Raw genomic sequence first — 14,787 nt, forward strand, 5'->3', positions numbered from 1 at the left:
TTGTCGTCCATGGCCACAGCCAAAGCCCGCAAAGCCGAGACCGCGGCCAAAACGCCGGCCAAAACGGCGGCGAGGAATACGGCCAACACGAAGGCCAAGTCCGAGGAGCAGGCCGACGCGCGCCTCTCCGCCCTGTTCGACGCGGCGGGCCCGAGCGCGCGCGACACCCGCGTCATCTCGGTGCGCGGCGCCCGCGAGCACAATCTCAAGAACGTCGATCTGACGATCCCCCGCGACCGGTTCGTGGTGTTCACCGGCCTGTCGGGCTCGGGCAAATCGTCGCTCGCCTTCGATACGATCTACGCGGAAGGGCAGCGCCGCTACGTCGAATCGCTCTCGGCCTATGCCCGCCAGTTCCTGGAGATGATGAGCAAGCCCGACGTCGATCAGATCGATGGGCTCTCGCCGGCCATCTCCATCGAGCAGAAGACGACCTCGAAGAACCCGCGCTCCACCGTCGGCACGGTGACCGAGATCTACGACTACATGCGCCTGCTCTGGGCGCGGGTCGGCATCCCCTACTCACCTGCCACCGGCGAGCCGATCGAGAGCCAGACCGTCAGTCAGATGGTCGACCGGGTGCTGGAGCTGCCAGAGAAAACCCGGCTGTATCTCCTCGCGCCCGTGGTCCGGGGGCGGAAGGGCGAGTACCGCAAGGAGATCGCCGAGTTCCAGAAGAAGGGTTTCCAGCGCCTGCGCATCGACGGCGAGTATTACGCGATCGACGACGTGCCGAAGCTCGACAAGAAGCTCAAGCACGACATCGACGTGGTCGTGGACCGCATCGTCGTGCGCGACGACATCGCCGCGCGGCTGGCCGATTCCTTCGAGACCGCGCTGGAACTCGCCGACGGCATCGCCGACATCGAGTTCGCCGACGCGCCGGAGGGCGAAACCCCCAAAAAGATCACGTTCTCGTCACGCTTCGCCTGCCCGGTCTCCGGCTTCACCATCCCCGAGATCGAGCCGCGGCTGTTCTCGTTCAACAACCCGTTCGGCGCCTGCCCGACCTGCGGCGGCATCGGCCACGAGATGCGGATCGACCCCGAATTGGTGATCTCCGATTCCGCGCTCACGCTGAAGCGCGGCGCGGTGGGTCCCTGGGCGAAATCGACCTCACCCTATTACGACCAGACGCTCGACGCGCTGGCCAAGCATTTCGGCTTCAAGACGACGGTCGCGTGGTCGGCGCTGCCCGAGCAGGCCCGCGCGGTGATCCTGTTCGGCACGGGCAAGGAGTCGGTGCGCTTCGACTACAACGACGGCCTGCGCTCCTACTCGGTCAACAAGCCGTTCGAGGGCGTGATCCCGAACTTGGAGCGGCGCTACAAGGAGACTGAGAGCGACGCCTCTCGTGAAGAAATCGGCCGCTTCATGAGCGCCACCCCTTGCGCCGCCTGCGAGGGCAAGAGGCTCAAGCCCGAGGCGCTCGCGGTCAAGATCGACCGGCAGGATATCGGCCAGGTCACCGCCCTCTCCGTCCGCGAGGCGCATCGCTGGTTCTCGGAGATCTCGGGCAAGCTGACGGACAAGCAGAACGAGATCGCGGTCCGCATCCTCAAGGAGATTCGCGACCGGCTGACCTTCCTCGTCGATGTCGGCCTCGAATACCTGACGCTCGCCCGCGGCTCGGGCTCGCTCTCGGGCGGCGAGAGCCAGCGGATCCGGCTCGCCTCGCAGATCGGCTCGGGGCTGACCGGCGTGCTCTACGTGCTCGACGAGCCCTCGATCGGCCTGCATCAGCGCGACAACGAGCGCCTGCTCGGCACGCTCAAGCGCCTGCGGGATCTCGGCAACTCGGTCATCGTGGTCGAGCACGACGAGGACGCGATCCTCCAGGCCGACTACGTGGTCGATGTGGGTCCGGGGGCGGGCATCCATGGCGGCGAGATCGTCGCGCAGGGCACACCGGAGGAACTCCTCAAGGATCCGGCCTCGCTCACCGCGAAGTACCTCACCGGCGAACTCTCGGTGCGCACGCCCAAAGCCCGGCGCAAGCCCGGACGCGGGATGCTACGGCTGGTGGGCGCGCGCGGCCACAACCTGAAGAACGTGACGGCGGAAATCCCGCTCGGCACCTTCACCTGCATCAGCGGCGTTTCCGGCGGCGGCAAGTCCACGCTGATCATCGATACACTCTACAAGGCGGCGGCCAAGCGCCTCAACGGCGCCCTGGAGCACCCGGCCCCGTTCGAGCGGATCGACGGATTGGAGCATCTCGACAAGGTCATCGACATCGACCAGTCGCCGATCGGCCGCACCCCGCGCTCGAACCCGGCGACCTATACCGGTGCCTTCACCCCGATCCGCGACTGGTTCGCCGGCCTGCCCGAGGCCAAGGCCCGCGGCTACCAGGCGGGACGCTTCTCCTTCAACGTGAAGGGCGGGCGCTGCGAGGCGTGCTCGGGCGACGGCGTCATCAAGATCGAGATGCACTTCCTGCCCGACGTCTACGTCACCTGCGACGTGTGCAAGGGCAAGCGCTACGACCGCGAGACGCTGGAGGTGCGCTACCGCAACAAGTCCATCGCCGACGTGCTCGACATGACGGTGGAGGAGGCTGCCGACCTGTTCAAGGCCGTGCCGTCCATTCGTGAAAAGATGGAAACGCTGGCGCGCGTCGGGCTGCACTACGTCCGCGTCGGCCAGCAGGCGACCACGCTCTCCGGCGGCGAGGCGCAGCGGGTGAAGCTGTCCAAGGAGCTGTCGAAGCGGGCCACGGGCCGCACCCTCTACATCCTCGACGAGCCGACCACCGGCCTGCACTTCCATGACGTCGCCAAGCTCATGGAGGTGCTCCACGAGCTGGTCGATCAGGGCAACACCGTGGTGGTGATCGAGCACAACCTCGAAGTCATCAAGACCGCCGATTGGGTGATCGACATGGGCCCCGAGGGGGGCGACGGCGGCGGCCGGGTCGTGGCGCAGGGCACACCCGAGGAGATCGCCGCGAGCACGGCGAGCCATACCGGGCGCTTCCTGCGTGAGGTGCTGGCACGCCGCCCGGCCGGGACGGCAGCGAAGGACGCAGCCAAGGACGCCGGCAAGGACGCCGGCAAGGCGAAGGCAGGCGCCGCATCGCGCCGCCGCACCAACGCCACGGGCCGTCAGGCCGCCGAATAGGGCGCACCGGCCGATGCGGGCGGGCCGGCGCAACCTGATGGCGATGGGTTCCCGCGCTGCCGGAGAGCCGGGCCGAGGGAGCGATTCGGTCGGCTGAGCCGGCCGGTCCGGCCCTTGGTGACGGCGCGGCCGGTGCGGCCGAGCCCCAAACCCGCATTCGCACTTGCGCAACTGCCCGGCCCTTCCTGCCGAAGGATCCCGGCCGGATGCGGCGGTCAATGACTTGAGGACAATGTACTATTTCGCCTGAATCCCGTTCGCGGGATGGCATCCGTCCAAGATGGATTGCGTTAAGAGGTCGTTAAGCCTTTGGTTGCTCCGCAGCAAAAATGCGGCTTTTGCGCAACGGTAGGGTCCGAACTGCTGAGATTGGAGGCAATCCCCTGTCTTTCGCGGTCGGTCTGTAGAATAGTTCCCGACGTCGAGACTTGAGGTGCGGCCGTAGGGGGCACCGGCATCACACCAGCCTTCCCACTCCGGGGAGAGAGGGAGGCGAGAGGCGATGCGGGGGCTACGGGGCGGACGCCTGAATCCTTGGGAAGGAACGAGAAAAATGATGAAGAACTGGCTCGCTGCGGGCGCCATTGCACTCACGGCCGGAATGACGACGACCGTCGCCCAGGCGCAGACGACCACGGTTCCCGGTGAGCAGGTCGGTCTGGCCGTCGGCGCGCCGCTCCCCGAGGGCATCTACGCCATCAACACCTTCACCTACCGCAGCCCGGATGGCCCGAACGCGACTTCGGTCGACACCGCCGTCAACGTCCCGATCCTGGTGTGGGCGACCCCCTACGTGCCGTTCGGCGGCCGCCTCGAGTTCGTCGTGGCCCCCCCGACGGTGTTCACCTTCAGCCGCGCTGCCGGCGGCCGTGACACCTCGATCAACGTCGGTACCTTCGTCGGCGCGATCTGGGCGTTCGACCTCGGCGGCAACATCGGCGTCAGCTTGCTCGGCGGTTCGTACCTCAACGAGCTCAACGCCGGTCGTGGCGGTGGCCTGAACATCCTGGCCTCCAACACCTACCGTGTCGGCGGCGCCGTCAGCTACACCGGCGACGGTTACAACCTGACCGCCAACCTGACCTATAACTTCTACGACTCGCCCAGCCGCTTCGACGGCCGCAACGGCATCCCCGGCTTCTTCGGCCCGGTGCAGATCTCGGACGCGTTCAACCTCGACCTGACCGCGACCAAGAAGTTCGGCAAGTTCGAAATCGGCGCCATCGGCTACGGCACGGTCAACCTCGACCCGAACCTGCTCGCCTTCGTGAACGACCCGACCAGCCGCATCGGTCGCGGTGGCCGGTTCGCCCTCGGCGGCCTCATCGGCTACGACTTCGGACCGTTCTCGGTTCAGGCCTACGTCGCCCGCGACGTCGTGACCACGGCCGGCCTGCGCGAGAGCACCGATGGTTGGTTCCGCATCATCGCCCCGCTCTACACCCCGGTTGCCGCTGCTCCGGCCCCGGCTCCGCTGGTTCGCAAGTACTGATCAGACCGATCCGGTCGGGGGCGCTCACCGCGTCCCCGATCTGTTCAAGGTCGCGAAGCCGCCCCGCCGCAAGGCCGGGCGGCTTCGTCCGTTTCGGGCCGGCTGTGCAAGGGGCGTCCGGATTCTGGAAGGTGCGGCCTCGATTGGGGGGCCGCGCGTCCTATTCACGGATCAGCTTGCCGGTGTAGATCACCTGCCCGGTGGGCTTGCCGGTGGGTGAGCCGCCCGGCGGCTCCACCGACACGGCGATGACCCCGTCCCCGCCGTGACCGGCCTCCGGCGGCAGGCGGATGCGGGTGGCCTCGCCTTCGACGAGGCCGATCGGCTTCGGGGCGGCGCCCTGCCCGACATACCAGAGTTCCAGACTGCGGCCGGCTGGAGCCTGCGCCGCCACGGGCCGCACCCGGGCGGTGCCCGCTCCGGTGTCGACGCTGACGATCAGGGCCGGCAGGTCGCCCGCGCTCGTGACCACGGCGACGTAGCGGCCTTCCGCACCGCCCGCCCGCTCCCCGCCGAGCCGCGGCGAACCGGTCAGCACGACCAGCGCGAGGCCGGCGGCGGCGAGCCCCGCCCCCGCCGCGGTGAAGCGCCAGAGCCGGAGTTGCCGGCGCAGGTCGCGCAGACGGTTGTCGTTGGCGGCGCTCGCTTGGTCCGGCCGGGGAGCGTGATCGTCCGCAGCGGTGCCGCGCGCGATCTCTCGGGCGATCTCCGGCCAGAGGTGAGCCGGCGGCTCGACCGCAGGCACGGCGCGGGCGAGTGGAGCGAGACGTCGCTCCCAGGCGCGGACGGCCGCCTCGGTGGCCGGATCGACCGCCCGCTGCAATTCGAACGCGGCGCGCTCACCCGCATCGAGGGTGCCGAGCACGTACTCGGCCGCCCGCAGGTCGCGTTCCGCCGGCTCCGGTCTGCCGCTCCCGCCGCTCACGCGATGCTCTCCAAGCAAGATTTCAGGGCGGCCAGCGTCCGGTGCAGCCAGGTCTTCACGGTGTTGACGGGCCGCTCGAAGCGTTCGGCGAGTTCCTCGCGGGACCAGCCCTCGCAATAGGCCAGCACGACGCAGTCGCGCTGCGTCGGATCGAGCCGCGACAGGCAGGCGACGAGCGCGTCGCGGTCGAGGAAGGCGCCTTCCTCGTCGGTCGGGGCGACGAGGCGCTCCATCCAGGCCTCCCCGCTTTCACCAGACGGCATCGGAACCTCGCTCCGGCGGCGCAGCCCGTCGATGGCCCGGTTGCGCGCGATCGTATACAGCCACGGAAGCGGGGCCCCGGCCGAGGGCGCGTAGGCGCCTGCCGACTGCCAGACCTTCAGGTAGACATCCTGAAGCACGTCCTCGGCGAGGCTCCGGTCTCGCTGGATACGCAGGATGATCCCGAAAAGTTTCGGCGCGGTCCGGTCGTAGAGCGCCCGCAGGGCCGCCACGTCCCGTCGGGCGACGCGGTCCAGCAGCCCGGCCAGTTCTCCGTCGTGCGGCGTCACGGCCCGCTCCCGGCGGACGCGGCGCGGAGGGAGGTCGTCGGAGGACGCGGCATGGTTCCGGTGCGTCTGGAAGGGAGGCGTCCGCCGGACGCTCAGCGCGGCGGGACAGGGAGCGGCACCCTATCGGAGGTGATGCCGGCGCGCCACAGGCCGTCTCGGGTCGTAGCGCGGGCGCCTTTCGACGCGGCGACGGGCGGGTGTCGGGGCGAGATGCGCCGCCTATCTGTGTCGGAAGCAGCGCCCGGCGAACCTTGCGAACGGACGTCGGTCCACGGGCGGCAGCGGAGCGGGGCGCAGGGAAATTGCAGAACATGTCCGCGCACGGCGAATTCAGGATTCCGGCCGCCCTGCAGCCGAAGGCCGGCGACTACACCTACGATCTGGAGCGGGCGCTGACCTCGGTCGTCTCCCTCTCCTCCCGTGTGCCGGCGGAGGCCTTCACAGCCGAGACGCTCGGCACCGAGCGGGCGGGCAACGGCGTGGTGATCCGCGAGGACGGGCTGGTGCTCACCATCGGCTACCTCGTTCTGGAGGCCGAGAGCGTTTGGCTCACCACGCATGACGGGCGCTCGGTGCCGGCCTACGTCGTCGGCTACGACGGGGAGACCGGCTTCGGCCTCGTCCAGGCGCTCGGCCGCCTCGGCCTGCCCGCCCTGAGGCTCGGGCGCTCGGACACGATGAAGGTTGGCGAGCGGGCGGTGGTCGCGGGGGCGGGCGGGCGCTCGCACAGCCTCGCGGTCGAACTCGTCGCCCGGCAGGAATTCGCCGGCTACTGGGAGTACGTCCTCGACGAGGCCCTGTTCACCACCCCCGCCCACCCGCACTGGGGCGGCACCGCCCTGATCGGGTCCGACGGGGCGCTGGTCGGCATCGGCTCGCTTCAGCTCCAGCAGGGCGGCACGGGAGCGGGGCGGGCGATCAACATGGTCGTGCCGATCGAACTCCTGCCGCCGATCCTGGCCGATCTCGAGACCCGCGGCCGGGCCGACCGCCCGCCCCGCCCCTGGCTCGGCCTCTACGCCACCGAGACCGAGGACGGCGTCGTGGTGATGGGAACCGCCGACAAGGGCCCGGCGGAGGCTGCCGACCTGCGCGCGGGCGACGTGCTGACCGAGGTGACGGGCGAGCCGGTCGCCGACCTCGCCGGTTTCTTCCGGCAGGTCTGGGCACTCGGCGAGGCGGGGGTGCGCGTCCCCCTCACGATCAACCGGGACGGGCGCCTGACCCGGCTCGCGCTGACCTCGGTCGATCGCGACCGGTTCCTGATCGGACCGAAGCTGCACTGACCGCCGGCATCACTCCCCACGGAAGCGGATCACACGATGAGGAAATCGGTGTGGTCGAGGGCGGCGTGGTTATCCAGCACCGCGACCAGGACGGCCTCTTTCCGGCCGCTGCCGTCGGCATCGTAGAACAGCTCGCCCGTCTTCTGCTTGTAGAGGATGCGGTCGTCGGCATCCGCCTTGATCACCTTGGCCGGACCGAGGTTCTTGAACTGTCCAGGCGCCAGTGCTCCGGTTTCGAGGCCCGAGAAGACCGCGTGGTCGAGGTGGAACACGTCGTCCGGTGACGCGAAGTCCCTGACGTGATCGACGTTGCCGCGGCCGGGCCGGGTGTCGAACACGAAGGTGTCGGCGCCCGCGCCGCCCGTGAGCCGGTCGGCGCCGAGGCCGCCCGCGAGGCTGTCGTCACCGCCGCCGCCGTCGAGCCTGTTGTCGCCGGCATTGCCGATCAGCCGCTGGCCGAAGGCGTTTCCGGTGAGGGATAGCGGCGCGCATCCGGTACTCTTGGCGAGTTGCAGGATCTCGATCTCCTGGCCGGCGGCCAGCGTGTAGGCGCTCGTCGCCACGAGCCGGTCGGTGCCTTGCCCCCTGCCCTCGAACACTTGGTCGCCGGGCGTGTCGACGAAGTAGGTGTCGTCACCGGCCCCGCCCACGAGCTGATCGCGGCCGCCTCCGCCGCGCAGGACGTCGTCGCCCGCATCGCCGAACAGCCGGTCGGGGCCGGCCGTGCCGATGAGCGTGTCGTCGCCGGCAAAGCCCAGGACCGGATTGCCGCTCCCGTCGGCCTTGAGCCGATCGTCGCCCCGGCCGCCGACGACGTAGGCGACGCCCTCGGCCTTGTTCAGGAAGCCGTAATCGATCCCCGTGGCCTGACTCGCGGCGGCGACGAGATTGCCGAAGGCCTCTTCCGGCGTGCCCGCGGCGGGACGGCCGGCGAGTTCCTGATGGAAGCGCGCGTAGGCATCAAGGCCGAGATCCTCGTAGACTTGGGTGAGCAGGGAGGCGGCGAGATCCGCAGGCCCCCAGTTGTTGGCGTTCGGAACACCGGTCGCCGCGCCGAGGGTGTTGGCGAGCGTGAAGTCCGCCCCCTGGAAGAAGGTCTGCGCCAGGTCTTCGAGGATGGACGGCCTGAATTCGTCGAAGGGCAGTGCACCGAACGCGCTGCCGGGAATGCCGGCCTCTTGCATCGAAACGAACCGGTTGGCGATCGCGAACCCCGTGACGAAGCTATCCACGGTCCCGAGTTGCGGACCGTAGAACCAGAAGTTCCGCCCGAGTTCGTAGAAGACCGTCTGATCGAAGGTGCCAGCTTCGGCCGCGCCGGCATAGAGCTGATCGAACGCGCCGGTCGTGAGCTCGATGCCGGTGGCTCCGAGAAAGCCGATCGCATTCGCCGCGCCTTGAAGCGCCGTGGGCACCTCGGCGATCGTGAGCAGGCCGTTGTAGAGCTTGTACGGAGCCGGGGTTTGCCCGGTGATGGCGAGATAGACGTCGTAGGCGGCGTCGATCCTGTTCAGGATGTCCTGCATGACATCGCCGTCGAGATCGTTGGCCGATGTCAGGAGCGCGACGCGCTGTCCCTGCCATGGGTAGAGCGAGACGAGATAGCCGTCGTACACGAAGTAGGGCAGCGCCCCGTCGGGAGAGATCGCCATGGCCGTCCGCTCCGCTTGACCGGCCCGGATATCGGGGACGAGGGGGCCACGGTAACGTCGGCGCGGTCGCGCTGTCTCGGCCGCGATGTGGCACCCGCGAGCGATTGCGGCGTAAGTCTTCCGGAGCGGTTGCGCCGGTTCGCGCGCCCGCCCGCATTGATCGCGCGGCCGCGTGGTTCTATTCCGTCGCGATGACGAACCCGATCCATATCGTCGGCGGTGGCCTCGCCGGTTCCGAAGCGGCTTGGCAGGTCGCGCAGGGCGGCCGCCCGGTCGTGCTGCACGAGATGCGGCCCGTTCGCGGCACCGATGCCCACCAGTCCGACGGGCTGGCCGAACTGGTCTGCTCCAACTCCTTCCGCTCGGACGACGCCAACGGCAACGCCGTCGGCCTGCTGCATCAGGAGATGCGCAGCCTCGACTCGCTGATCATGCGCACCGCCGACGCCCACCAAGTGCCCGCGGGCGGGGCGCTCGCCGTCGATCGCGACGGGTTTTCGCAGGCCGTCACCGCGGCGCTGGAAGGGCACCCCAACATCACGATCATCCGCGAGGAGGTCGCCGGCCTTCCCCCCGAGGATTGGGGCTCGACCATCCTCGCCACCGGCCCCCTCACCTCCCCGGCGCTCGCCGAGGCCGTCGGCGCGCTGACGGGCCGGGAATCGCTGGCCTTCTTCGACGCCATCGCCCCGATCGTCCACCGCGACTCGATCGACATGGGCAAGGCGTGGTTCCAGTCCCGCTACGACAAGGCCGGTCCCGGCGGCACCGGGGCGGACTACCTCAACTGCCCGATGGACCGGGAGCAGTACGAGGCCTTCGTCGCCGCGCTGATCGCGGGTGAGAAGACGGCGTTCAAGGAATGGGAGGCCTCGACCCCCTATTTCGACGGCTGCCTGCCGATCGAGGTGATGGCCGAGCGCGGGCCCGAGACCCTGCGCCACGGGCCGATGAAGCCGGTCGGCCTCACCAACCCGCACAACCCGACGGTGAAAGCCTACGCCATCGTCCAGCTGCGCCAGGACAACGCGCTCGGCACCCTGTTCAACATGGTCGGCTTCCAGACCAAGCTGCGCCACGCCGAGCAGGTCCGCGTCTTCCGTACGATTCCGGGACTGGAGAATGCCGAGTTCGCCCGGCTCGGCGGCCTGCACCGCAACACCTATCTCGACAGCCCGCGCCTGCTCGACGCGACCCTGCGGCTGAAGGCACGGCCCCAGCTTCGCTTCGCCGGCCAGATCACCGGTTGCGAGGGCTATGTCGAGAGCGCCGCGGTCGGGCTGATGGCCGGCCGCTACGCGTTGGCCGAAGGGGACGGGCAGACGCTCGCCCCCCTGCCCCCGACGACCGCGCTGGGAGCCCTCATCGGCCACATCACCGGCGGCCATGTCGAGGCGACCGAGGATGCGCAGGCGAACGCGCCGCGCTCGTTCCAGCCGATGAACGTGAATTTCGGGCTGTTTCCGCCGCTGGCGCAGATGCCGCGCAACGAGACCGGCAAGCGCCTGCGCGGGCCGGAGAAGGCGGCACTCAAGAAGCGCGCGCTCACCGACCGAGCGCGGGCGGACCTCGCCGCCTGGATCACGGGCGAGGGATTTTCGCAGGCGGCGGAGTAGAGAGCGGCTTCGCCGGCCTCAGGGCGCTGCCCTGAACACCCGCCAAAGGGCCTCGAGGCCCTTTGGAAACCCGGGATCGAGAGCATCGTCCCGAAAGATGGCCGCCGGCTTTCGGAAAAAGACGATGCGCTAGAGCCGTATCCGACCTGATTGCATCAGGCCGGCGTCTCTAGGTCATTAATTTGACGCGCATTTTTTCGACGAACCGGCAGCCACTTCGTCGGAATGCGCTCTAGAACGGGCCGGGCTTCGACCACACCGTGTGGTTGACCTGATCGATGTAGGACAGGACGATCCGCACGACCTTGGTCGAGACCGCGCCGCCCTGGTAATCCGGCACGGCGCCAGCGAAGCGGCGGCCCTCACCGTAGCCGTCGCGCACGGCCCGCACCGCCTCGACGAGCGGAACCTTGCCCAGCGGCGCCACGATCAGCGTGCCGGCATCCATGCCCTCGGGCCGCTCGTGCGCATCGCGGAAGGTCACCGCCGGCAGGTCGAGCAGGGCCGCTTCCTCGGCGATGGTGCCGCTGTCGGACAGGACGCAATGGGCGCTCGTCTGCAGCTTCACGTAGTCGATGAAGCCGAAGGGCGGCAGGAAGCGCACGCTGTCGGGCAGTGAGAGGTCGCCTACGGCCTCCAACCGGGCGCGGGTGCGCGGATGGGTCGAGACGACGATGGGCAGGCCGAAGGCCGCGTGCAGGCGGCCGAGCTCCTCCAGGAAGACCCGGAGGCGTGCCGGCGAATCGACGTTCTCCTCGCGGTGGGCCGAGACGATGAAGAACCGGTCCGGCTCGAGCCCGAGCCGGGCCAGCACGTCGGAGGCCTCGATCTTCGGTCGGAACTCGGCCAGCACCTCTTCCATGTGCGAGCCGACCTTGAAGATGCGCTGCGCCGGCAGCCCCTCGGCCAGGAGGTAGCGGCGGGCGTGCTCGGTCAGCACGAGGTTGACGTCACTGAGGTGGTCGATGACCTTGCGGTTGATCTCCTCCGGCACCCGCGGGTCGAAGCAGCGGTTGCCCGCCTCCATATGGAAGATCGGGATCTTGCGCCGCTTGGCCGGGATCACGGCGAGACCCGAATTGGTGTCGCCGTAGATCAGTACCGCGTCGGGCTGTTCCTGTTCGAGCACGGCGTCGGCGCGCTCGATGACGCGAGCGATCGTCGCCGCCGCGTTCGGCCCAGCCGCTTCGAGGAAGTGGTTGGGCTTGCGGATGCCGAGGTCGTCGAAGAAGACCTGGTTCAGCTCATAATCGTAGTTCTGGCCGGTATGGACGAGGACGTGGTTCGTCAGCCGGTCCAGCGCCCGGATCACGAGCGACATCTTGACGAGTTCGGGCCGCGTTCCGACCAGGGTGAGGATTTTTTTCAAAGGTCTCGGTCCTGGATCGGAATGCGCGTCAAAACAGGAACCTAGAGACGCCGACCTGATGCCATCAGGTTGGATACGGCTCTAGGAGGCGGCCCTGGTCCGCGAGGCCGGCTTGAGGGCTTGCTGGATGTAGTCGAGCTTCAGCAACAGATCGATGACCTGCTGCGGGTTCATCCGCTGCGTGTTGTGCGAGGTGTAGTCCTCGGCGGCCGAGATCGCCGTCTCTCCGGACGTGAAGAACTTCGAGTAGTTCAGGTCACGGTCGTCGGCGGGGATGCGGTAGAACCCGTCCATGTCCTCGGCCCGCGCCATCTCCTCGCGCGAGACCAGCGACTCGTAGAGCTTCTCGCCGTGGCGCGTGCCGATGATCTTGATCTCGTTCTTGGCCTCAAAAATCGTCCGCAGGGCCTCGGCCAGATCCTGGACCGTGCAGGCGGGCGCCTTCTGCACGAAGATGTCGCCCTGCTGGCCGCGCTGGTAGGCGAACAGCACGAGATCGACCGAATCCTCCAGCGACATCAGGAAGCGGGTCATCGTCGGATCGGTGATGGTGAGGTCGCGCCCCTCCTTGATCTGGTTCACGAAGAGCGGGATCACCGAGCCGCGCGAGGCCATGACGTTGCCGTAGCGCGTGGCACACAGGATCGTGTCGTCCTTGGCCAGCATGCGCGACTTGGCGATCGTCAGCTTCTCCATCATCGCCTTGGACAGGCCCATGGCGTTGATCGGGTAGACCGCCTTGTCGGTCGAGAGCACGACCATCCGCTCGACGCCCGAGGCGACCGCGGCGTTCAGCACGTTCTCGGCCCCGAGGATGTTCGTGCGCACCGCCTCCATCGGATAGAACTCGCAGGAGGGCACCTGCTTCAGCGCCGCCGCGTGGAAGATGTAGTCGACGCCCTTCACCGCCTGCGCGATCGAGTTGTACTCGCGCACGTCGCCGATGAAGAACCGGATCCGCGGATCGCGCAGCAGGATGCGCATGTCCTCCTGCTTCTTCTCGTCCCGGCTGAAGACGCGGATCTGGCCGATATCGGTGGCGAGGAAGCGCTGGATCACCGCGTTGCCGAAGGAGCCGGTGCCGCCGGTGATGAGGAGTGTTTTGCCGGAGAACATCAGCGGATCCGTGAGAAGGCTTCGTCGTGGAAGCGACGCATGGTGCGGATCAGGTCCGGCCATGAGGGCGGCGCGTAGCCGGTAGCTGCCCGGAACCGCTCCGAATTGAGGGAGCGGTCGATCGCCACCGCGTCGTCGGGCTCGATCTCGGTTGCAACGCCGTAGACGTCCTTGACGATCCCGAGCAGGTCGAACTTGCTGATCGGGTCCACGCTCACATGGTAGACGCCGCGCAAGCCTGGGTTCGGCAGGACGTGGTCGGCGATCACACGCACCAGCTCGTCGGTGGTGAGGCCGGAGAAGATCGCCCGCCGGTAGCCGCGCACCGACCCGCTCTGAGCCAGGAACCACTCGACGAGACCGTTGCGGCTGCCGATCTCACGCCCGATGATGGAGGTGCGCAGCGTGACCGCGTTCGGGTAATCGACCTCGCCGAGAAGCTTCGAGCGCCCGTAGAGATCCTCCGCATCCGGCGCGTCGCTTTCGCGGTAGTCGCCCTTGCGGCCGGTGAAGACGCAATCGGTGCTCACATGGATGAGGCGGGCGCCGACGAGGTCGGCCAGCCGTGCAAGCCGGTGCGGCAGGATGGCGTTGATCGGGATCGCGACCAGTGGATCCTCGGCGGAGGCGAGCTGCTTGACGACCCCGACGCAGTTCAGGACCACGTCGGGCCGCACGTCACGCAGGAAGCCGGCCAGCGCGTCCGCATTCTCGACGTCGATCCCGACGGCGATGTTGGCGGCGAGATCGTCCGGGAAGGATCGCCGTGCCGAGGACGAGCGCACGCTTGCGTAAACGCTGCCAGGGAAGCGATGTGCCAAGTATTGGAAAGTCGTGCTTCCGAGCATTCCGGAAGCACCCAAAATTGCAATCTTCAAAGTTAAATCCTCGACGATGCAGTCATCTCGAAACGGCGGTGCGAAAGGCGCCGATTTCAGGGGTAGTTGCGATGGTCATCGACGGTCGGGCACGGAAATCATAAAACCATGCTGCGAGCAAGCGCCGTCCTCGATCCCATTCCAGTTCCGGCGATCGTCCGTCGAGATACGCGAGGGCGCAGGCAATGGCGAGATGGCCAAGATCGACCGGCGCCTCCATCCAGGCGGGCTCTGCCTCCAACTGGTCGAGAATGGCCGCTATGGCCGCCTCCTGCCGGGCCACGACCCGGGCAATGCGATCGCAGTCAGGGCCCATCCGTTCGACGAAGCGACGGATGACCGCTTCGGCCAGCGCATCCCCGAGCGCTTCCCGTCGGCCGGCATCCCAGCGATGGATGCCGGCCGGCACCAACCGGTGTCCGGCGCGTTCGTCGAGATAACGCGCGATGACGGGCGAGTCGAACAGGGCCGTCCCGTCATCGAGCAGAAGCGTCGGCACCTTGCAGGCAGGATTGTAACGGCGAAGCGACTCGTCGTTCCACGGGTCGGTCTGAATCAGCCGGATATGCGATTCGAGCCCAAGCTCGACAATCACCGTCAGGATCTTCCGTGAAAAGGGGGATCGCGGCGCGTAGAACAGATCCATGGTGCTCGATCCAGCCTCCCCATGTGCGCTGCTGCCCTCTGAAATCTGAAGCGGCACGTTGATGCTGTTCTTCTTCGTGAGTGCCATTTTCGGGCTGAAGATGCTTTCGAGAGAGCCGAATCCCGTCTCCGGA

The 14,787-nt window shown here is 68.1% G+C and carries 11 protein-coding genes; 4 read left to right on the forward strand and 7 right to left on the reverse strand.

Annotated elements, in window-relative coordinates; genetic code table 11:
* Positions 1-9: 9 nt before the first annotated feature.
* Positions 10-3,123 carry an excinuclease ABC subunit UvrA gene (gene uvrA / locus J2W78_RS09835; RefSeq protein ID WP_253370144.1) on the forward strand — a complete coding sequence of 1,038 codons (3,114 nt, stop codon included), beginning with the start codon at positions 10-12 and terminating at the stop codon, positions 3,121-3,123.
* A 553-nt stretch (positions 3,124-3,676) separates the two neighbouring features.
* Positions 3,677-4,615, forward strand: coding sequence for a transporter (locus J2W78_RS09840; RefSeq protein ID WP_253370146.1), 939 nt, complete (start codon positions 3,677-3,679; stop codon positions 4,613-4,615).
* 160 nt (positions 4,616-4,775) lie between these two features.
* Here J2W78_RS09840 and J2W78_RS09845 read toward each other — a convergent pair whose 3' ends face one another.
* Positions 4,776-5,540, reverse strand: coding sequence for an anti-sigma factor (locus J2W78_RS09845; protein ID WP_253370148.1), 765 nt, complete (start codon positions 5,538-5,540; stop codon positions 4,776-4,778).
* Complete coding sequence (locus J2W78_RS09850; RefSeq protein WP_253370150.1) at positions 5,537-6,091, reverse strand: RNA polymerase sigma factor; 555 nt, start codon at positions 6,089-6,091, stop codon at positions 5,537-5,539. Before J2W78_RS09850 ends, J2W78_RS09845 begins: the two co-directional genes overlap by 4 nt.
* A gap of 311 nt (positions 6,092-6,402) precedes the next feature.
* On the opposite strand from J2W78_RS09850, the gene J2W78_RS09855 reads away from it, so the two are divergent.
* Positions 6,403-7,377, forward strand: a complete 975-nt coding sequence (locus J2W78_RS09855) for a S1C family serine protease (protein WP_253370152.1) — start codon at positions 6,403-6,405, stop codon at positions 7,375-7,377.
* 29 nt (positions 7,378-7,406) lie between these two features.
* On the opposite strand, the gene J2W78_RS09860 is transcribed toward J2W78_RS09855, so the two are convergent.
* Complete coding sequence (locus tag J2W78_RS09860; RefSeq protein WP_253370154.1) at positions 7,407-9,029, reverse strand: calcium-binding protein; 1,623 nt, start codon at positions 9,027-9,029, stop codon at positions 7,407-7,409.
* 191 nt (positions 9,030-9,220) lie between these two features.
* On the opposite strand from J2W78_RS09860, the gene trmFO reads away from it, so the two are divergent.
* Entirely contained in the window at positions 9,221-10,645 is a 1,425-nt protein-coding gene (gene trmFO / locus J2W78_RS09865; RefSeq protein ID WP_253370156.1) for a methylenetetrahydrofolate--tRNA-(uracil(54)-C(5))-methyltransferase (FADH(2)-oxidizing) TrmFO, read from the forward strand.
* Between the two features lie 232 nt (positions 10,646-10,877).
* On the opposite strand, the gene wecB is transcribed toward trmFO, so the two are convergent.
* From wecB to J2W78_RS09885, 4 genes are all read right to left on the reverse strand, one after another.
* The gene (gene wecB, locus J2W78_RS09870; RefSeq protein ID WP_301288562.1) at positions 10,878-12,014 is read right to left on the reverse strand and encodes a non-hydrolyzing UDP-N-acetylglucosamine 2-epimerase; all 1,137 of its coding nucleotides are present in this window, start codon (positions 12,012-12,014) and stop codon (positions 10,878-10,880) included.
* An 81-nt stretch (positions 12,015-12,095) separates the two neighbouring features.
* On the reverse strand, positions 12,096-13,130 hold the full coding sequence (locus J2W78_RS09875; protein ID WP_253370158.1) for a polysaccharide biosynthesis protein: 1,035 nt from the start codon (positions 13,128-13,130) through the stop codon (positions 12,096-12,098).
* Positions 13,130-14,008: a dTDP-4-dehydrorhamnose reductase family protein gene (locus J2W78_RS09880; protein WP_301288563.1), complete on the reverse strand. Its 879-nt coding sequence runs from the start codon at positions 14,006-14,008 to the stop codon at positions 13,130-13,132. Before J2W78_RS09880 ends, J2W78_RS09875 begins: the two co-directional genes overlap by 1 nt.
* Before the next feature lie 22 nt (positions 14,009-14,030).
* Positions 14,031-14,741, reverse strand: coding sequence for a glutathione S-transferase family protein (locus J2W78_RS09885; protein ID WP_253370163.1), 711 nt, complete (start codon positions 14,739-14,741; stop codon positions 14,031-14,033).
* Positions 14,742-14,787 lie beyond the last annotated feature (46 nt).

The sequence above is a fragment of the Methylorubrum extorquens genome, assembly GCF_024169925.1.
GTDB classification, from domain to species: domain Bacteria; phylum Pseudomonadota; class Alphaproteobacteria; order Rhizobiales; family Beijerinckiaceae; genus Methylobacterium; species Methylobacterium extorquens_A.

What these genes read in the sequence shown, in the direction of transcription:
- J2W78_RS09860 (WP_253370154.1), bottom strand. Translation starts at nt 9,029, where the DNA reads ATGGCGATCTCTCCCGACGGGGCGCTGCCCTACTTCGTGTACGACGGC.
- J2W78_RS09885 (WP_253370163.1), bottom strand. Translation starts at nt 14,741, where the DNA reads ATGGCACTCACGAAGAAGAACAGCATCAACGTGCCGCTTCAGATTTCA.
- J2W78_RS09875 (WP_253370158.1), bottom strand. Translation starts at nt 13,130, where the DNA reads ATGTTCTCCGGCAAAACACTCCTCATCACCGGCGGCACCGGCTCCTTC.
- trmFO (WP_253370156.1), top strand. Translation starts at nt 9,221, where the DNA reads ATGACGAACCCGATCCATATCGTCGGCGGTGGCCTCGCCGGTTCCGAA.
- J2W78_RS09855 (WP_253370152.1), top strand. Translation starts at nt 6,403, where the DNA reads ATGTCCGCGCACGGCGAATTCAGGATTCCGGCCGCCCTGCAGCCGAAG.
- uvrA (WP_253370144.1), top strand. Translation starts at nt 10, where the DNA reads ATGGCCACAGCCAAAGCCCGCAAAGCCGAGACCGCGGCCAAAACGCCG.
- J2W78_RS09840 (WP_253370146.1), top strand. Translation starts at nt 3,677, where the DNA reads ATGATGAAGAACTGGCTCGCTGCGGGCGCCATTGCACTCACGGCCGGA.